Here is an 18,305-nt window from a genome sequence, read left to right as displayed (position 1 = left end):
GGCGACGGGCGGTTGGCGTACTCATGCGGGGGTCCCGGTGAGGGCGTCGGCGCGCAGCCGGGCGGCGGCCCGCAGCAGCGCGGCGGCCCGCAGCAGCGCGGCGGCCTCCTCCTGCCCGGGCTCCGGCGTGCGCTCGCCGGCGGCCAGCGCCAGCACCTCGTCGACCTCCGCGACCCCGCCGAGCGCCTCCCGGACCGGCCGGCCCAGCGCCCCGGTGTGGCCGCGCGCCTCGGTGCGGCAGAAGTACGCCAGCTCGCAGGCCGCCAGGCAGTCGGGCGCGTAGCGGGCCGCCACCCTCGACAGCGCGGCGAGCAACGCCGCGGGCTCGGCCGTCACGTCGGCGGTGAAGTCCTCGGGCACGGTGGCCAGCAGCGCGTCGACCCGGGCCATCCGGTCGAGCTGACGGCGCAGCACCAGCAGTTGCTTGCGCACGTCGACCAGGCTGGCCACCGGCTGGTTGGCGAAGTCGCGCGGGCAGACCAGCACCGCGTCGTGCGACACCAGCTCCGGGTCGTGACCGGCGGCGGCGAGCAGCTCGCGCAGGGCCAGCACGTAGACGGCGGCCTGGATCGCGGCGGCGGACACCTTGGCCGGGTCGGCCTGGCCGTCGACCACCGGGAACGACTTGATCTCGACGACGTGGAACCGGCCGGCGAGCCGGGCGGCGACCAGGTCCGGCTCCAGGTGCACCCGCCGGCCGGCGACGTCCAGACCCAGCAGCGGGTGGTCGAACAGCGCGGCGCCGTCTTGCGTCCCGTCGGGGGTGGCGCCGGTCAGCAGCGCGGCGGAGCGGCGGTGCCGGGCGGCGGTGTCGTCCTCGACGCCGTCGCCGAGGTCCGTCCAGCTCGCCGCCGCCGGCACCGGTACGCCCAGCCGCTCGGCGACCAGCCGCAGCAGCTCGGCCCCGCCGTCGGCCTTGACCTGCGCCTCGAACGCGTTGCCCCGGGTGATGGCGAACCGGGACTGCCCGAACCGGGCGGGAAAGCCGATCCGCTCGGCCAGCTTCGGCTTGTCCACCCCCGCGCCGTCCAGCACGGCCCGCCGGGTGCAGCCCGGGTTGCTGGTCAGGGCGGCGATGGTGCGCGCGTTGTGCCGCTTCGGTGGCACGCCGCCGCGGATCGCGGCCAGTCGTTCCTCGGTGCTCGTCACGATCCGCCACGATAGGCGGTGACCGCCGCCCGCGCCGGGCGCCGCCCCGGCCGGTGGCACCCGACGCGACCGCGGCCCGGGGCCGGGCCGGGCGGAACCGGCTCAGAGCAGGGCCGCGTACGGCCCCAGGACACCGCAGCAGATCAGTCCGATGACGCCGAACGTGACCAGCATGATGCTGTAGTTCGACCAGAGCCCGAACTTCGTCACGTCGGTGCCGTACCCGTCGTAGGCGCGGTTGCGCCAGCCACCGAAACGGAACGCCAGGTGGTAGGCCGCGCCGGGCTGGGCGACCAGCGCGGTGGTGATCAGCGGCAGGCCCATGAAGTCGGTGTACCGGATGTCGTGCGACCCGGGAGGGATCACCACGTACCAGGTGCCCTCGCCGGGGATCGGCACCGTCTGGCCGCTGACCTTGAACTTGCTCGTGGTGGGGGCGGGCACGATGTACGGGCCACGGTTCACCGAGACGACGAGCACCGCGTAGCCGGGCGGGGGCGCGATCGGGTGGGGGTACACCATCGGCGTCACGGGGCCGGGCACGTGCGGATACGACGCATAAGGGGGGTACGACACCGCCACATCCTGGCACGGCCCCACCAGTCCGCCGAGGCTCGGCGGATCACGGATCGGTCAGCGCCCGGCGGAGCGGTTCCAGGGCGAACGGGGCAGAGCGGTGCCGGCCAGCGGTCGGCGGTCGCGGCGACGGCGGAGACGTCCGGGAGTGCACGGCGGCCGGGAGACGGTGTGCACCGGGGCCGGGGCGGGCACGGCGGGCTGCCGGCCGATCAGCCAGCAGAGGAAACGGGCCATGGGTGGGCTCAGCCGACGGGGAGGCGCTCGGCCTCGGACCGGGAGATCTCGTACTGGGCGCCGCAGAAGGTGCACTGCTGCACGTAGCGGGTGCGGATCGGGATGATCGGCACGAAGAACAGGCTGAACTTCGTCGACCGGCGCGTGATCACCTGCGCGGCGTGGTTGTGGCAGTTGCGGCAGACCTGCTGCGCCACGCCGGACTGGTTGACCTTGGTGCGGAGCCCGAAGATGAAGAACATCGCCCCCCATTACCCACCGGTCGCCCGTCTATCACCTCGACTTTCGACGGCCCCGGGCGCGCTCCGTCCGGAGCGCGCCCGGGCGTACGTCAGCTCGTCGCCTTCGCGGGCGCGGGTTCCAGGCCCGGCACCTCGGCGGGGAGCCAGATCGGCTGCCAGTCCGCCATCTCGTGGAAGCGGCGCAGCTCGAACAGCCCCGAGAGCGACCCGGCCCAGGCCCCGTACGGGGGGTTCTGCTCGTCGAAACCGGACTGCACGAAGGTCAGCTTCGTCTTCCCCTGCGACTCGGCCAGCTCCCACGTGCTGACGCCGGTCGGACCCCAGTCCACCGACAGCTTCCGGCCGGGCTCCAGGTCGACGACCTTGGCCGCGTAGCCGTGCTCGAAGCCGCCCATGGCGTAGCGGCCGCCGACCCAGGGCTCGATGCCGATCGGGTAGCCGAACCAGGCGCTGGCCTGCTCGGAGTCGGTCAGCGACTCGAACACCTTCGCCGCCGGCGCGTCGATCAGCAGCTCGCCACGCATCTCGGCGGAGGCGAAGTCGACCTTCGGCAGCAGCGGCTGGCCCTCCAGGTGGGCGGCCAGGTTGGCGATCGACAGGCTCCAGAAGGTCTGGAGCACGCCCCGGATGGTGCTGCCGCTCATCGCCTCGGCGAAGTCGAAGTGGCTCTGGGTCAGCGTCAGCACGGTGGTGTCGGGGCCCTCCGCGCGCAGGGCGAACTCGGTGGTGGTCTCGACGCCGTCGAGCAGCCAGGTGAAGCGCAGCGTGTCGTCGTCGGCGTGCAACAACCGCTGGTGCGGCGCGTCGCCCTCCGGGGTGTACCGGCCCCAGAACTCGTACCGTCGCGGCAGCTCGACCTCGGCGTGCTCGGCGAGCCAGAGGCGCAGCTCGGCCGGGTCGGTCAGGGCGCGGCGGACGGTCGCGACGGGCGCGGCGAGGCGTACGGGCAGCTTCATCGGTTCACTCATGGTCTTTCCCCTTCGGATAGCAGGCCACGGCGAGCTTGAAGGCGTCACCCTCGGCGCCCCCGTAGCGCGTGAACAGGTCCTGCAGAGCGGTCTGCAGGTCGTGCAGGAACTGCTGGCGTTGCTCGGCCGGCACCCGGATCTCGCCGGCGACCCCGATCGAGGGGAGCTCGGGGGCGGCGCGGTCCAGCCCGGCGATGTCCTCCTGGACCTCCTCCATCAGGTCCAGCAGGTAGCCGAGGCTCAGCTCGTCGCGGGCGCGGCGCAGGCCGATCCGCCCGACCAGCCGGGGGGACAGCCAGTAGGAGCGGGCGGCGGCCTGGTAGATGCCCTCCGTGATGCCCCGGACCTTGCGCTCGTTGACCAGCTCGACCAGCCCGGCGGCGACGAGCTGCTTGACGTGGTAGTAGACGCGCTGCGGCGTCTGCTCCAGCCGGGTGGCGACCTCGGTGCAGGTGCGGGGCTCGGCCAGTTGCCGCAGCACCTCGACGCGCTGCGGCTTGAGCAGGACCTCGGCCTGCTCGATCTGTTCCAGGTACAGGACGTCTCTCATGGCAAAATCAGTTTGTACGTACAAAATTTGTTTGTCAATGGCTTCGCCGCCAGCCGCGCCGACGGGCGGCGCGGCTGTCGGCGCGGGTCAGGGCAGCCAGTCGGGGCGCAGCGGGTAGCCGCTCGCCCCCTCCGGGCCGTTGCGGGTGGCCAGCACCTGGTGCAGCTGGATGCCGTTGCGCTCGAACGCCAACCGGGACCCGGCCATGTAGAGGCCCCACACCCGGGCCGTGCCCGGCCCGACCTCCGAGACGCAGAAGTCCCAGTGCGACACGAGGTTGCGGCACCAAGCGGCCAGCGTCAACGCGTAGTGCAGCCGCAGGTTCTCCTCGTGCTGCACCTCCAGCCCGACGTCGTGGATCTCGCTGACCACGCGCCCCGGGCCGGCCAGCTCCCCGTCCGGGAAGACGTACCGGTCGATGAACGCGCCCGAGCGGTGCGGCGCGTGGTTGTCGGCCCGCGTGATGCAGTGGTTGAGCAGCCGGCCGTCCGGCCGCAGCCGGCCGGACAGGGCGCCGAAGTAGGCCGGGTAGTTGCGCACCCCGATGTGCTCGGTCAGGCCGATCGAGGAGACCGCGTCGAACTGCTCGCGCGGCGCGTCCCGGTAGTCGAGGTGGCGCACCTCGGCCAGGCCGGTCAGCCCCTCCCGCTCGATCGCCGCCCGGGCCCACTCGGCCTGCGCCCGGGACAGGGTCACCCCCAGCGCCTTCACGCCGTACTCGCGGGCCGCGTGCCGGACCATGCCGCCCCAGCCGCAGCCCACGTCGAGCAACCGCATGCCCGCCCTGAGCGCCAGCTTCTGCGCCACCAGGTCGTACTTGGCCGCCTGGGCCTGCTCCAGCGTGTCGTCGGGCGAGCGGAAGACCGCGCAGGTGTACGTCATCGACGGGCCGAGCACCTTCTCGTAGAAGGCGTTCGAGACGTCGTAGTGGTGGGAGATCGCGGTGCTGTCCCGGGTGCGGGAGTGCCGCAGCCCGTTCACCAGGCGCTTCCAGCGCGGCTGCGCCTCCTGCGGCGGGGGCGGCGGCGGCATCAACCGCTCCCAGCCCAGCCCGCGCACGAGGGCCAACCCCTCGGCCAGCGACGGCGTACGCAGCCGCAGCTCGTCCTTGAGCACCCGCAACGCCTCGTACGGGTCGCCGGGGTGCACCCCCTGCAACGCCAGGTCGCCGCCGACGTACGCCCGGGCCATGCCCAGGTCGCCCGGGGCGGTCAGCAGATACGTCAGGCCCCGCTCGGAACGGATCGACAGGGTGATCCCGGCGTCGGCCGGGCCCACCGCGCTGCCGTCGTACCCGGTGACCCGCACCGGCAGGGCACCGGTGGTCAACGCGCGGACGACGTCCGCCACGGTCGGACCCGGGCGCCGGCTCCTCGCCGGCGGGCTGGCGGGAGCGCTCGCCGCCCCCTGGTCTCGATCGGTCAGGCTCATGCTCGTGCTACCGCCTTCTCGTACAGTCCGGTCAGCCGGTGGTCCGGGTCGTAGCGGTCCCTGACCGCGCGCCACGTCGCGCCGCCGTAGAGCCGGTCGAACGATTCCCGGTCGTAGTACGCGTCGGAGTAGAGCGACTTGTGACCGCCCGACTCCGACACCATGCGCTCGATCGCGCGGTTGACGTCGCCGTCGGCGGCGCCCTCCGCGATCGGCACGCTGCCCCAGAAGCCGACGTTGACGTAGTTCTGCCCGGCCCGGAGCGGATAGAGCGGCCAGGCCCGGGCCGATCCGGCACCGGAGGGCTCGCGCAGCCGCAGCGGGCAGAGCCAGACCGGGCTCATCGCGACGGTGCGGGCGAACCAGCGCAGGAACTCGGCCATCCGCTCCAGCGGGATCTCCACGTCCTGCACCACCCGCTCGCGCGCCGGCTGGCCCCGCAGGCGGTCGATCCGGGCGGCCACGCCGTGCCGGTGCTCCCACCGGACCAGCCGGTGGTAGACGTCGCTGCGCCGCCACCGCGCCGGCCAGACCCGCCGGAGCACGGGATGCTGCACCCCGAACGCCGCCGAGCACCAGAACCAGTCGGTGTCCCAGCGCCAGAGATAGTCGTACGTGGTCAGTGCGTCGTGCGTGCGCCGGCGCAGCGAGCGGTAGTAGATGTCCTGGCCCGTGTAGTCGCTGGCCGGCGGCGCGTCGTCGGTGAAGGTGCCGAGCACCAGGTACGCCTCGCCGGGGCTGAACATCACCCCGTCCATCGCGTCCACCGCCTCCCCCGCCCAGGACCGGGTCGCCGTGACCTCGGCGAGCGCGTCGGCGAGCGCCTCAAGCCGGGTGAACCGGACGTTGCGCAGGGCCACGAAGCGGCGTACCGGCTGGAGCTCGATGCGCAGCCGGGTGGCGTAGCCGAGGCTGCCCAGCGAGTTGGGGAACGCCGCGAAGAGGTCGGCGTGCTCCCCCTCCGGACGGGCGGTGACGATCCCGCCGGACCCGGTGAGCACGTCCATCTCGACCACCGACTCGTGCGGCAGCCCGTTGCGGAACGACGTCGACTCGATGCCGAGCCCGGTCACCGCCCCGCCGAGGGTGATCGTGCGCAACTGCGGCACCACCAGCGGCATCAGCCCGTGCGGCAGGGTCGCGTCGACAAGGTCCTCGTAGGTGCACATGCCCTGCACGTCGGCCGTGCGGGCGACCGGGTCCACGGCGAGCACTCCCGTGAGCCCGCTGACGTCCAGGCCCGGCGCGCGCGGGGCGGACCGGGGGCGGAACAGGTTGGAGGTGCGCTTGGCCAGCCGCACCGGTTCGCCCGCGGGCACGGCCGCGTACGACCGTCGCAACCGGGCCACCGCACCGTCGTGGTCGACCGGATGATGATCCACACGGACCGCACACATGCGATCACTGTACGCGCCAGGATGCCCGCGGCGTGGGACGTCCACCGGCGCGCTCGCGACCCCGTCGATCGACTGGCCGTCGCCGATCCCCCGGCATAGCGTGGAAGCCATGCCGAGAGCCGTCTGGAACGACCTGGTCGTGGCCGAGAGCGACGACACCGTGCTGGTCGAGGGGAACCACTACTTCCCGCGCGCCGCCCTGCGCGCCGACCTCGTCCGCGAGTCCGACACGCACACCGTCTGCCCGTGGAAGGGCACCGCGTCCTACTACACCCTCGAACACGACGGCCGGACCAGCGCCGACGCGGTCTGGTACTACCCCGAGCCGAAGCCGGAGGCGGAGATGGTCCGCGACCGGGTCGCCTTCTGGAAGGACGTCCGGGTCGTCGACTGAGGCGCCCCCGGCGCACCCCTCAGCCGGCGCGCAGCATGCGCAGCTGGGCCAGGTGCTTCGGCAGGTGGACGCGGGCGTGCAGGTCGAGGGTGCGGCCCCAGGGCAACGGCTCGTCGACGACGAGGTCGAAGCCCTCCCGCAGGTGGGTGTCGACCGGGGTCTGCGCCGCCGCGCCGAGCCGCTCGGTCAGCGCGCAGAGCTTCTGGCTGGTGGCCCGCAGCAGGGTGGCCAGCCCGGCCAGCCCGCCGCACTCGACGACCAGCGCGTCCACCTGCGGACGGTGGACGGTCTCCAGGTCGTAGTACGCGAACGGCGCGCCCGCGAGGACCGCCTCGGTCGCCTCGGTCATCAGCTCGTCGTTGGCGGCGAGGTGTGCGACGATCTGCTCGGCGCTCAGCTGCCCGGCCGGCGGCGGCCCGAACCCGCCCGCGTCGACCTCCGCGAGCACCTCCGCGTACGCCTCCCGCAAAGTCCCGCTGTCCATGCCCCCAGTCAATCCCGGCCCGCGCCGTCCGACCCGGCGTTCCCGCGGACGGTTCACCCGGAAGGGGCCGGCCGGAAACGCACGCCGGGACGTCGCGGGCCGGAGGGCTGACCGGACGCTGTCGAGCTGCCCCGTCGATAGGACCAGGAGCGGAGGACCGGAAGAACTCGGCAGGCGACGCGCGTCGGCGATCCTACTTCGACTCCCGGCTCTCGCCGGACCGATCCAGCCGCTGCATCTGGTCGTCAGGCCGGGACCGGGCCTTCAGGGGTAGCTTCGGACGAGGTCCCAGGTTGGTTGGTACAGCCTCCCGTCCCGGACGAGCCCTCTGGCCGGCACAGCCTCCCGTCCCGGACGAGCCCTCTGGCCGGGACAGCCTCCCGTCCCGGACGAGGCCGCTGGCCGGCAAACCCCCGAGGCGTCCGGCATCGGCACGACCTCCGGCCCCGCATCAGGCTGCGGCATCGGCACGGACCATGGTCTCACCAATGGGGCAGCTCGACAGCGTCCAAGCAGCGCCCCCGAGGCAAGGCGCACCCAAGGCCCGGGCACGCCCGAGGCCCGACAGCGCCCGAGGCCCGAGGATCCGCCAGGTCAGCGCCGGCGCGGCTGCCGGGTACGCAGGTAGTCGGAGACCACGTACTCGCCGAGATCCTCCAGGTCCGGGGTGAACATGCGGCCCTTCGAGCGGCGGGCCACGGCGTCGACGAAGCGGCGCAGGCCGGGATCGTCGCCGAGCATGAACAGGTTGAGCGTGGCGCCGTAGCGGGTGAGCCGGTCCACCTCGCCCACGGTCGCCGCGATCGTCTCCGGCAGCGGCGGCCAGTGGAACAGCGCCTCCCCGTCGTCCGGGTCCAGGTGGGCGGTCGGCTCCCCGTCGGTGACCACCAGCACCACCGGCTCGGCGTCCGGGTGCCGCCGCAGGTGCCGGGCGGCCAGCCGCAGCGCGTGCTGGAGGTTCGTGCCCTGCCGCAGGTCGGGCTCGACGGCGGCCAGCTCCTGCTGGGTCAGCGGCAGCGCCTCCAGGCCGAAGCCGACGATCTGCAACGCGTCCTGGGGGAACCGGGTGGCCATCAGGTGCGCCAGCGCCAGCGCCGTCTGCTTCATCGGGCCCCACCGGCCCTGGGAGATCATCGAGTAGGAGAGGTCGACGCAGAGCACCACCGCCGCCGAGGCCCGCCGCTCGGTCTCCACCACCTCGAAGTCCTCGACGGCCAACCGCACCGGCACGCCGGAGCCGGCGCGACGGACCGCCCGGGTCAGCGTTCGCACCACGTCGAGGGGCTGCTCGTCGCCGTACTCCCACGGCCGGGAGCCGCCGCTGACCTCGCCGGCGGCGCCCGCCGCGCGCAGGTCGTGCTGGCCGCGCGGCCCGGCCGTCAGGTCCGCGAAGACGCGCCGCAGCGCCGTGCCGCCGAGCCGGCGCAGGGCCTTCGGGCTCAGGGTCAGCCCGTCGGCGTCCCGGCTCACCCAACCCTGCCGGCGCAGCTCCCGCTCCAGCTCCCGCAGCCGGCGTACGTCGTCGGCGGCGTCGCGGCCCAGCGTCCGGGCCACCGCGTCGACGTCGACGTCGTCCAGGGTCGCGCCCGGGTGCTCCTGGTCGAGCTGGTCCAGCAGCTCGTCCAGCTCGGCGATCTCGCCGAGCGCGCCGGCGGCCTCGCCGTAGCCGAGGGGCCGCTCGCCGCGCACCCGCTCGCCCGGGCCCCGGTGCAGGTCGGGGCGGAGCGCGCGGAGGTTGGCGTCCAGCACGGACAGCTCCCCGGCGAGCCGGTCGCCGAGCGACTGCCGCATCAGGTCGGCCAGCTCCTCGCGCTGGCGGTCGGACAGCGAGCGCATCAGCCGCTCGCCGGCGGCGGACCGCCGGGCCAGCACGTCGACCAGTTCGTCGACGTCGGCCGGCTGCTCGGGGAAGAACGCGCCGTGCCGGCGCATGAACTCGGCGAACGCGTCGGTGGTGTCCTCCGAGCGGGCGTGCCGGGCCAGCAGGTCGTTGAGGTCGCGCATCATCTCGGCCAGCCGCTGCTGCGCGGCCGGGTCCGCCGAGGCGCGCACCGCGTCGCGCAGCCCGGCGAAGCGCTGGCCGAGCACGTCGTCGCGCAGCCCGTCGAGAATCCGCTGGTACGTCCGGCGGGCCTCGTCGCTGCTCCACCGGTATCCGGTCAGCTCCTCCACGGCACGGGCCGTCGAGCGGGGCAGATTGTCCAGCACCGCCTCGGCGAACCGCGCGTCGTCGCCGTCGCGCCCGCGCAGCTCGTCCCGCTCGGCGGCGAGCGCCTGGTCGAGCAGGGCCCGGGCCCGGGTGACCGCCCCGTCCAGGTCGCCCCGGCGCAACGCCTCCCGGCGCAGCCGCCTGGCCCGGGCGGCGAGGTCGTCGAGGCCGCCGCGCCCCTGGGGCCCCTGCCGCAGCAGGTCCCGCAGCGCCTCCCGGAGGCTGCCGCCGGCCAGCACCTCGGCGCCGACGGCGTCCACCGCCCCCCGCACGTCGTACGGGGGCGCGAGCGGGTCGGGGCCGCCCCGCCACTGCCCGTACCGGAACCGGTCGCCGGCCATGCTCAGGCCCGGCCGCCGTAGCGGGTCCGGCCGGAGTCGGTGACGTCCTTGCCGAGCCGGCGGGTCAGGTGCAGCCCCTCCAGGACGAACTCCACGCCGGCCGCGACCTGCTCCGGGGTGGGCGCGTCGCCCAGCCCGAGCCGGTCCAGCGCCTTGGCCAGGCCGGGCACGGTGCCCACCTGGCGCAGCAGCTCGGCGGAGCCGACCAGCTCGCCGGTCTCGATGACGGCGTCCTCGTCGACGAGGGCGGTGAACCCGGAGAGGTCCAGCCCCGCCAGCCGGGCCCGGAACGTCTCGGCGGTCGCGGTGCGCAGCAGGTGGCCGAGGATCTCGACCTCCCGGCCCTCCTCGCCGCTCTCGAACTCGACCTTGCCGCGCAGGGTGCTCGTCACGGAAACCGCGTCCCCCACCCGCGCGACCGCCGCCTCCGGGCGTACCCCGTCAGCCGGCTCCGTGGCCGCCAGCAGGCCGGCGCGGCGCAGCGCGGCGGCGGCGACCGTCTCGACGGCGGCGATGGCGAACCGGGCGGAGACCCCGGAGCGCGGGTCCACCGAGGGCGACTCGCGCACCGCGCGGGCGAACCGCGCGAGGACCTCCAGCACGTGCTCCGGCACCTCGGCGACCAGGTCGGCCTCCTGCCGGATCAGGGCCAGCTCCAGGTCGAGGTCGACCGGGTAGTGGGTACGCACCTCGGCGCCGAAGCGGTCCTTCAGCGGAGTGATGATCCGGCCCCGGTTGGTGTAGTCCTCCGGGTTGGCGCTGGCCACCAGGAACAGGTCCAGCGGCAGCCGCAGCTGGTAGCCGCGGACCTGGATGTCCCGCTCCTCCAGCACGTTGAGCAGCGCCACCTGGATCCGCTCGGCCAGGTCGGGCAGCTCGTTGACGGCGAAGATGCCCCGGTTGGTACGCGGGACGAGGCCGAAGTGGATCGTCTCCGGGTCGCCGAGGGTGCGCCCCTGGGCGATCCGGATCGGGTCGACGTCGCCGATCAGGTCGCCGACGCTGGTGTCCGGGGTGGCCAGCTTCTCGCCGTAGCGCATCGAGCGGTGCAGCCACGCCACCGGCAGGTCGTCGCCGACCTCGGCGACCAGCGCCCGAGAGCCGGGGGTCAGCGGGTGCAGCGGGTGCTCGTTGAGCACCGAGCCGGCGATCACCGGGGTCCACTCGTCGAGCAGGCCGACGAGGGAGCGGATGAGCCGGGTCTTGCCCTGGCCCCGCTCGCCTAGCAGCACCATGTCATGCCCGGCGAGCAGGGCCCGCTCGACCTCGGGCAGCACCGTGCCGTCGTAGCCCACGATGCCGGGGAAGCGGTCGGCACCGGAACGCATCCGGGCCAGGAGATTGTCGCGGAGTTCCTGCTTGACCGTGCGGTACGCGTGGCCGGCCGCCCGCAGCTCGCCGAGCGTGCCGGGCAGGTCGGCCGGTGGGGCCGGGGTAACCGGGGAAGGCGCAGTCACCCGACCAACGCTAGCTCACAAAAGCGGGGACGCCCGGTCCGTCGACCGGGCGCCCCCGCCGGGGGTACGGCTCAGCCGCGCCCGCAGCGCCGGCAGGAGCCCCGGCGGCGCAGGTGGTACGCGTACGTGGCGACGCCGAGCGCGACGCCCCAGAACGGCCAGAGCAGCATCGGCGCGGTGGCGAGGCTGAACCCGCCGGAGAAGTCCCAGAAGGCGGGGGTGGCGAGCAGGCCGAGGCTCGCCGCGGTGACCGCCACCGCCACCAGCGTCGCCGGGACGACGGCCAGCCGGACCGGCACCGAGCGCCCGGCCAGGCCGATCATCCAGCGCGGGAACCGTTCGCCCCACCGCTGCACCAGCCCGAGGGTGAGGACCGCGCCCACCAGGGCGAAGCCGCCCAGCCCGGCGCCCGCCCAGACCAGCCCGGACTCGCGCATCTCGTCGAGGAACGACCGTTCGATGCCGAGCGGGACGCCGACCGCCCAGGCGAGCCGGGTGACCGCGTACAGGGCGGGGATGGTGGCCGCGGTCCAGGCCGCCACGCGCCCCCAGCGGGCCGCCGAGGCGGGCGTGGTCCGGCCGTGGTCGGTGCCGTCGCGCCCGCACGCCGGGCAGGCGTCGGCCGTGCGCCGCTGCCAGCGCAGCACCGCCCCGGCCAGCAGCACCCCGCCGACCACGGCCGCGAACCGGGCGAACAGCGCCCAGGTGAACACGTCGGCGTAGTCCACCGGCGGCCAGCCGAACGGCGCGCCGACGATCAGGATCGGGGTGTAGCCGAGGATGGTCAGCACCCCCACGTCCGGCACGACGACGGCGAGCAGGAAGGCGACCGTCCAGGCGTACGCCAGCAGCAGGGTGCGCAGCGGTCGGGCCGGGCGGCGGGCCGGCCCGGTCATGGCGAGCGCGGCCACCGCGGCGCCGAGCAGCAGCACGGCGAACAGCGGCGCGGCGACGTCGGTCGGGACCAGCCGGAGCAGGTTGGCCTCGCCGCCGCGCGGATCGTTCGCCCCGAACGGGTAGCCGGCGCCGGTGACGGTGCAGAGCAGCGCGAGCAGGCCCCAGAGGCCGAGCCAGCCGGCGGCCAGCGGGGCGAGCCGGTCCAGCCGGCTCGGGGCCGGGCGATGGGTGGGAACTTCGGTCGTCGTCATGCTTCCCAGCCTCGGCCGGCAGGCCGCGTACGCCCTCCCGTGCGGCGGTGAACCGGCTCCCCCTCGGGAGGGAACGCTCAGCCCGACGGGGTGACGAACCCCGACTCGTACGCCGCGATCACCGCCTGGGTGCGGTCGCGGACGCCGAGCTTGGCCAGCACGTTGCCGACGTGGGTCTTCACGGTCTCCACCCCGACCACCAGGTGCGCGGCGATTTCCGGGTTGGACAGTCCGGTGGTCATCAGCCGGAGCACCTCGGCCTCCCGGTCGGTGAGCCGGGCGCCGGCCAGCCGGTCGGCGCCCCGCCCCCCGTACGCCCCGGCGAGGCGGCGGATGGCGGCGGGAAAGAGCAGCGACTCGCCCCGCGCGACCACCCGGACCGCCTCCACCACCTCGGCGGGCCGGGCCCGCTTGAGCAGGAAACCGCTGGCACCGGCGCGGAGCGCGTCGTAGACGTACTCGTCGTTCTCGAAGGTGGTGACCACCAGCACCCGGGGCGGGTCGGCGGAGGTGGCGAGCAGCCGCCGGGTGGCCTGGATGCCGTCGATGCCGGGCATCCGCACGTCCATCAGCACCACCCGGGGGCGCAGTCGGGCGACCAGCGGCGGCACCTCCGCGCCGTCGGTGGCCTCGCCGAGCACCCGCAGGTCGGGCTGGGCGTCGATGATGGCCCGCAACCCGACCCGGATCAGCTCGTCGTCGTCGACGATCAGCACGCCCGTGGTCGTCGCGGTTCCGGTCGTCATGGGGTCCTCTCGAACGGCAGTCGCACCCGGATGCGCCAGCGGTCGCCGTCCGGCCCGACGGTCAGCCGGCCGCCGAGCAGCAGCACCCGCTCCCGCATCCCGTCCAGGCCCAGGCCGCCCCGCCCCGGGTCGGCGCGGCGGCGCCGGCCCACCGCGTTGTCCAGTTCCAGCTCCAGCGCGTCGGCGTGCACGTCGAGGCGCAGGGTGACCGGTCCGCGACCGTACCGGGCCGCGTTGGTCAGCCCCTCCTGGACGATCCGGTAGCCCTCCCGGGAGACCGCCGCCGGCAGGTCGGCCGGGTCGCCGGTGCGCCGGGCGTCGACCGGCAGGCCGGCCGCGCGGGTGTCGGCCACCAGCCGGTCCAGGTCGGCGAGCGTACGCTGCGGCGCCGGCGCGGCCCGCCGGCCGTCGGGCTCGCGGAGCAGGCCCAGCACGTGGTCCAGGTCGTCCATGGCGGTCCGCCCGGCCTCCTCGATCGCGCCCAGCGCGCGCCGGACGAACTCCGGGTCCCGGTCGAGCAGCTCGCGGGCGGCCCCGGCCTGGAGGGTGGCGACCGTGAGGGCGTGACCCACCGAGTCGTGCAGCTCCCGGGCCAGCCGGTTGCGTTCGGCGAGCCGGGTGGTGCGCGCCTCCAGGGCCGCGATCCGTTCCGCCTGGGCCGGGCCGAGCAGCACCGGGGCCATCGACACCGCCAGCGCGCCCAGCCCGGCCACGGCGTAGCCGAGCGCCACCAGCACGACGACGCCGGCGAGGGTCAGCCAGCCGGTGTCCCGCCCGTCGAACGGCCCGAGCCGGTCGCCGCCGGTCATTCCGGTGTCGAGGCCGAACTGCTGCCCGATGAAGGCCAGCGCCATCGGCACGGCGCTGAACAGGGCGGCCACCACCAGTCCGCCGCTGACCAGGTGCAGCCCGATCCAGAGCGCCGAGCGCAGCCGGGTCTCCCGGTCGACCGCGTGCCCGGGCGCCGGGTCCGGCAGGTCGACGCCGAGCAGGGCCCGCGCGGCGGCGATCTCCAACGCGCGGGGGCCGTCGAGGAAGACCGGTACCGCCGCGATGGTCGCCGCGACGCCGAGCAGGGCCAGCACCAGCGGCCGGGGCACGTCCGACCGGGTCAGCATCTGGGCGAAGGCCACCGCGAGCAGCACGTACGGCAGCACGAGCACCCCGCCGAGCAGCAGGAACACGCCGCGCCGCCAGGTGCTGCCGGCCGTCAGCGGGGCGAGGACCGTGCGGGGCTTCACCCGCTCATTCTGTCCCGGTCACGCCCCCCGCCGACTCCCCCGCGTCCGGGAGATCGGCTGGTCGTCGAGGATCAGTGCGGTGATGTCGTCCATCGGCTCACCTCCCGGCTCGGGCCCGGAGCAGGCGGGGCGCCGCCGCGAGCCCGGTGATCGGGCGGAACTCCCTGGCCGCCCGGGCGAGCGCGGCGTGCTCGTCGTCGGCCAGGTCGATGTCGGCGGCCGCCGCGTTGCGCTCCACCTGCTCCACGCCCGAGGCGCCGGGGATGGCCAGCACGTTCGGGTGGCGCAGCAGGTAGGCGAGGGCGATCTGGCTGGGGGTGGCGTCGTGCGCGTCGGCCACCTGCCGCAGGGTCTCGATCAGCGTCGCGCCGCGCTCCAGGTTCACCGGCAGGAAGTACGGGTTGGCCCGGCGCACCGCCCCGCTCGGCGGGTTCTTCGCGTCGTACCGGCCGGAGAGGAAGCCCTGGGCCAGCGGGCTGTACGCGATGACGACGCGGCCGGCCTGCTTCGCGTACGGCAGCAGGTCGTGCTCGGGCCCGCGGTCGACCATGCTGTAGCGGACCTGGTTGCTGAGCACCCGCCGGCCGAGCGCCGCCTCGGCGACCTGCCAGCGGCGTAGGCCGTAGTTGCTGACGCCGACCTCGCCGACCAGCCCGACGTCCTGCAACGCGCGCATGCCGCGCATGGTGGTGTGGTCGGCGACCAGCGGGTTGGCCTGGTGCACCTGGTAGAGGTCGAGGTGGGTGACGCCGAGCCGGGCGGCCGAGGCGACCGCCCGCTGCTGCACCACCGGGGCGACCGGCAGGATCGGCAGGATCTTGGTGGCGAGCACGACCTTCGGCCGGTCGTCGCCGAGCGCCTCGCCGAGGATCCGCTCGCTGCGGCCGAAGCCGTACAGCTCGGCGGTGTCGAAGACGGTGATGCCGAGGTCGACGGCGCGCCGGACGATGTCGGCGGCCCGGCGCTCGTACTCGGGGCCGTAGCCCCACTCCCGGGACCCGAACTGCCAGGTGCCGAGGCCGATCTTGGACAGGGGCTTGGGGGTGTCGAGCGGGACGAAACGCATGGTCCCGAAACTACCCCGGCGTCCGTTCTCGCAGGCCCGTTCGCCGCGCACGCCCGCTACCGGCGGGGATAGGCTCGGTCACCGTGACCTACCTCGCCGCGGATGAGCGCTACGACCAGATGACCTACCGGCGCAGCGGGCGCAGCGGGCTGCGGCTGCCCGCCATCTCGCTCGGGCTGTGGCACAACTTCGGACCGGACCGGCCGTACGAGCGGCAGCGGGACGTCGTCCGCCGCGCCTTCGACCTCGGCGTGACCCACTTCGACCTGGCCAACAACTACGGGCCGCCGCCGGGCGCCGCCGAGGAGAACTTCGGCCGGATGCTCGCGACCGACCTGAGGCCGTACCGGGACGAACTCGTCGTCTCCACCAAGGCCGGCTATCTGATGTGGCCCGGCCCGTACGGCGAGTGGGGCTCCCGCAAGTACCTGGTCTCCTCGCTGGACCAGTCGCTGCGCCGCCTCGGGCTGGACCACGTCGACATCTTCTACTCGCACCGCTTCGACCCGGACACCCCGCTGGAGGAGACGATGGGCGCCCTCGACGCCGTCGTCCGGGCCGGCAAGGCGCTCTACGTCGGCGTCTCCAACTACGACTCCGCGCAGACCGAGCGGGCCGCCGCGATCCTGCGCGACCTGGGTACGCCGCTGCTGATCAACCAGCCGTCGTACTCGATGCTCAACCGCTGGACGGAGGACGACGGCCTGCTGGACACGCTGGAGCGCGCCGGCGCGGGCTGCATCGCGTACAGCCCGCTCGCCCAGGGCCTACTCACGGACCGCTACCTGGGTGGCATCCCGGCGGACTCCCGGGTGCGCACCAGCGTCTTCCTCAGCGAGAGCGACCTCGGCGAGGAGAAGATGGCCACCATCCGGGCGCTCGGCGCGATCGCCGAGCGGCGCGGCCAGTCGCTGGCCCAGCTCGCGCTCGCCTGGGCGCTGCGCGACCCGCGGATGACCAGCCTCATCATCGGGGCGAGCAGCGTGCCGCAGCTGGAGGCGAACGTCGCCGCGCTGGACAACCTCGACCTCAGCGCCGAGGAGCTGACCGAGATCGAGCACCACCTCGGCTGACGCCACCGGGGCGGGGTCAGCCGGCCGGGGCCAGCAACTGGTAGAGGATGTGGTCCTGCCACTCGCCCGCGATCTTCAGGTACTGCGGCGCGATGCCGTACGGGACGAAGCCGTTGCGCGTCAGCACCCGCTGGGACGCGGTGTTGTGGATGAGCGTCTCGGCCTGGAGGCGGTGCAGGCCCAGCGCGCCGAAGGCCAGCTCCGCGATCTCCGCCACCGCTGCCGTCGCGACGCCCCGCCCGTTGTGCGACCGGCTCACCCAGTAGCCGATCGCCGCCGACTGGAACGCGCCCCGGGTGATGCCGTTGACGTTGAGCCGGCCAATCAGCCGGTCCTCGGCGTCCACGACGGCCAGCGGCACCATCGTGCCCCGGGCGTGTGCCTGAAGCGCCTGGGCGATCGCGTCGCGCTGGGCGTCGAGGGTGAAGAAGGCGTCGTCGCGTACGGGGTCCCAGGGGGCGAGGAAGTCACGGTTCTCCCGCAGCCGCTCCGTCAGGGTGGCGAACCCCTACCCGACGCGGTTCCCTGGCTGTCGCGTCGCGCCGCCTCCCGTCAGTAGATGTCGGCATACGGCGACGCCCGGGAGAACGCCCTGAGCGCGTCGAGGTCGTAGCCCTCCTCGAAGTTCGTCAGCTCCGTCAGCAGGTCCTCCGGCTCGTACCGGTACCGGCCGGCCCACGTCTCGAACGACTCGACCCGCTCGGGGTCGGCACCGCTGAAGCAGCGGTAGCCGCGCGGCGAGTTCCGGATCACCCCGTCGACCGCCGGGGCGAACCGGATGTCGATGTTCCACCGGATGCGGTCCGACACGTTGGGCGTCGAGCGGTGCAGCGTGGTGTCCGTGAAGATCACCGCGTCGCCGGGCTCCATCCGGGCGGTGCTCACCGGGCCGTCCCCGACGGCCGCGTCCGACGTGCCGTACTCGCCGTTCGGCAGGCGGTCGCGGGGGATCCAGCCCCGGGTGTGCGAGCCGGTGACGAACTGGAGGCAGGCCGTGTCCTCGTCGACGGGCACCAGCGGGATCCACACCGACAGCAGCGGCCCGACCGAGGCGTCCCAACCCTTGTAGTAGTAGGCGTCCTGGTGCCAGGCGACCTGCTGGGTGCGGCCGTGGGGGTCGCGGGGCCGGGCGTTCCAGACGCCGTGCGCGTAGACCTCGTCACCGATCAGGCTGCGCACCGGGCCGAGCAGCTCCGGGGTGCGCCACAGGTCGTACACCGGCCGTCCCACCAGGATCCGCCGCCAGGCGGCCGGTACGCGGACCTGACTGGACTCGATCAGGCGCAGGTAGCGCTGGTCGTACGGCAGGTCGGCGAAGGTCTCGGTGACCACCCCCCGCTGCTGCCACTGCCGGGCGAGGTGGTCGACGACGCGGCTGAACGAGCCGTGCAGCGCGTCCAGCGTCGCGGTGGGGAGCACGCCCCGCAGGATCAGGTGCCCGTCGCGCCGGAACTGCTCCGACTGCTCGGCTGTCAACGCGTGGGGGTGGTCCACCATCGGCTCCTTCGCTGGCCGCACGGGATCGAGCCCCACCACCGGGCGGGGAGGGCCTCCAGTGCGGCGATCGTGGCAGAAGGCCCGGTGTGCGACAACGCC

General features: G+C 74.3%; 18 protein-coding genes. 2 read left to right on the top strand and 16 right to left on the bottom strand.

All coding sequences use genetic code 11. The annotated features are described in order from the left end of the window. Window positions 1-21: 21 nt before the first annotated feature. From ACFHW0_RS14475 to ACFHW0_RS14445, 7 genes are all read right to left on the bottom strand, one after another. Complete coding sequence (locus ACFHW0_RS14475) at window positions 22-1,149, bottom strand: hypothetical protein (RefSeq protein ID WP_416607828.1); 1,128 nt, start codon at window positions 1,147-1,149, stop codon at window positions 22-24. Between the two features lie 102 nt (window positions 1,150-1,251). Beyond that, window positions 1,252-1,671, bottom strand: coding sequence for a hypothetical protein (locus ACFHW0_RS14470; RefSeq protein WP_416607826.1), 420 nt, complete (start codon window positions 1,669-1,671; stop codon window positions 1,252-1,254). Between the two features lie 299 nt (window positions 1,672-1,970). Beyond that, entirely contained in the window at window positions 1,971-2,204 is a 234-nt protein-coding gene (locus ACFHW0_RS14465) for a zinc-ribbon domain-containing protein (protein WP_416607824.1), read from the bottom strand. An 89-nt stretch (window positions 2,205-2,293) separates the two neighbouring features. Continuing rightward, window positions 2,294-3,172 (bottom strand): SRPBCC family protein, encoded by an 879-nt coding sequence (locus ACFHW0_RS14460; protein WP_416607822.1) that lies wholly within the window; start codon window positions 3,170-3,172, stop codon window positions 2,294-2,296. Continuing rightward, window positions 3,165-3,722, bottom strand: a complete 558-nt coding sequence (locus tag ACFHW0_RS14455; RefSeq protein WP_416607820.1) for a helix-turn-helix domain-containing protein — start codon at window positions 3,720-3,722, stop codon at window positions 3,165-3,167. The genes ACFHW0_RS14460 and ACFHW0_RS14455 overlap by 8 nt, the downstream gene beginning before the upstream one ends. Before the next feature lie 87 nt (window positions 3,723-3,809). Then, window positions 3,810-5,153 (bottom strand): class I SAM-dependent methyltransferase, encoded by a 1,344-nt coding sequence (locus ACFHW0_RS14450; RefSeq protein ID WP_416607819.1) that lies wholly within the window; start codon window positions 5,151-5,153, stop codon window positions 3,810-3,812. Continuing rightward, window positions 5,150-6,550, bottom strand: a complete 1,401-nt coding sequence (locus tag ACFHW0_RS14445) for an FAD-binding oxidoreductase (RefSeq protein WP_416607817.1) — start codon at window positions 6,548-6,550, stop codon at window positions 5,150-5,152. The genes ACFHW0_RS14450 and ACFHW0_RS14445 overlap by 4 nt, the downstream gene beginning before the upstream one ends. Window positions 6,551-6,659: 109 nt before the next feature. Between ACFHW0_RS14445 and ACFHW0_RS14440 the strand changes: the two genes are divergently transcribed. After that, a complete protein-coding gene (locus ACFHW0_RS14440) occupies window positions 6,660-6,944 on the top strand; it encodes a DUF427 domain-containing protein (RefSeq protein WP_416607815.1) in 285 nt (94 codons plus the stop codon). Between the two features lie 19 nt (window positions 6,945-6,963). Here the strand turns inward: ACFHW0_RS14440 and ACFHW0_RS14435 are convergent, their stop codons facing one another. From ACFHW0_RS14435 to ACFHW0_RS14405, 7 genes are all read right to left on the bottom strand, one after another. Beyond that, complete coding sequence (locus ACFHW0_RS14435; RefSeq protein ID WP_416607813.1) at window positions 6,964-7,428, bottom strand: hypothetical protein; 465 nt, start codon at window positions 7,426-7,428, stop codon at window positions 6,964-6,966. Between the two features lie 594 nt (window positions 7,429-8,022). Then, on the bottom strand, window positions 8,023-9,978 hold the full coding sequence (locus ACFHW0_RS14430; RefSeq protein ID WP_416607811.1) for a VWA domain-containing protein: 1,956 nt from the start codon (window positions 9,976-9,978) through the stop codon (window positions 8,023-8,025). Window positions 9,979-9,980: 2 nt separating this feature from the next. Continuing rightward, window positions 9,981-11,435 (bottom strand): magnesium chelatase, encoded by a 1,455-nt coding sequence (locus ACFHW0_RS14425; RefSeq protein WP_416607809.1) that lies wholly within the window; start codon window positions 11,433-11,435, stop codon window positions 9,981-9,983. A gap of 71 nt (window positions 11,436-11,506) precedes the next feature. Continuing rightward, on the bottom strand, window positions 11,507-12,583 hold the full coding sequence (locus tag ACFHW0_RS14420) for a hypothetical protein (protein ID WP_416607807.1): 1,077 nt from the start codon (window positions 12,581-12,583) through the stop codon (window positions 11,507-11,509). Between the two features lie 77 nt (window positions 12,584-12,660). Then, complete coding sequence (locus ACFHW0_RS14415) at window positions 12,661-13,329, bottom strand: response regulator transcription factor (protein WP_416607805.1); 669 nt, start codon at window positions 13,327-13,329, stop codon at window positions 12,661-12,663. Continuing rightward, the gene (locus ACFHW0_RS14410) at window positions 13,326-14,570 is read right to left on the bottom strand and encodes a sensor histidine kinase (RefSeq protein ID WP_416607803.1); all 1,245 of its coding nucleotides are present in this window, start codon (window positions 14,568-14,570) and stop codon (window positions 13,326-13,328) included. The genes ACFHW0_RS14415 and ACFHW0_RS14410 overlap by 4 nt, the downstream gene beginning before the upstream one ends. Before the next feature lie 97 nt (window positions 14,571-14,667). Further along, the gene (locus ACFHW0_RS14405) at window positions 14,668-15,636 is read right to left on the bottom strand and encodes an aldo/keto reductase (protein ID WP_416607801.1); all 969 of its coding nucleotides are present in this window, start codon (window positions 15,634-15,636) and stop codon (window positions 14,668-14,670) included. 83 nt (window positions 15,637-15,719) lie between these two features. On the opposite strand from ACFHW0_RS14405, the gene mgrA reads away from it, so the two are divergent. Further along, the gene (mgrA, locus tag ACFHW0_RS14400) at window positions 15,720-16,709 is read left to right on the top strand and encodes an L-glyceraldehyde 3-phosphate reductase (protein ID WP_416607799.1); all 990 of its coding nucleotides are present in this window, start codon (window positions 15,720-15,722) and stop codon (window positions 16,707-16,709) included. 16 nt (window positions 16,710-16,725) lie between these two features. Here the strand turns inward: mgrA and ACFHW0_RS14395 are convergent, their stop codons facing one another. Together ACFHW0_RS14395 and ACFHW0_RS14390 are read right to left on the bottom strand one after the other, a co-directional pair. Next, window positions 16,726-17,193, bottom strand: a complete 468-nt coding sequence (locus ACFHW0_RS14395) for a GNAT family N-acetyltransferase (protein WP_416608139.1) — start codon at window positions 17,191-17,193, stop codon at window positions 16,726-16,728. Between the two features lie 68 nt (window positions 17,194-17,261). Continuing rightward, window positions 17,262-18,203 (bottom strand): phytanoyl-CoA dioxygenase family protein, encoded by a 942-nt coding sequence (locus ACFHW0_RS14390; RefSeq protein ID WP_416607797.1) that lies wholly within the window; start codon window positions 18,201-18,203, stop codon window positions 17,262-17,264. Window positions 18,204-18,305: the final 102 nt, after the last annotated feature.

This window comes from Micromonospora sp. LOL_025, assembly GCF_048060285.1.
Lineage (GTDB): Bacteria > Actinomycetota > Actinomycetes > Mycobacteriales > Micromonosporaceae > Micromonospora.
This window is presented reverse-complemented; position numbering and strand designations above follow the sequence as displayed.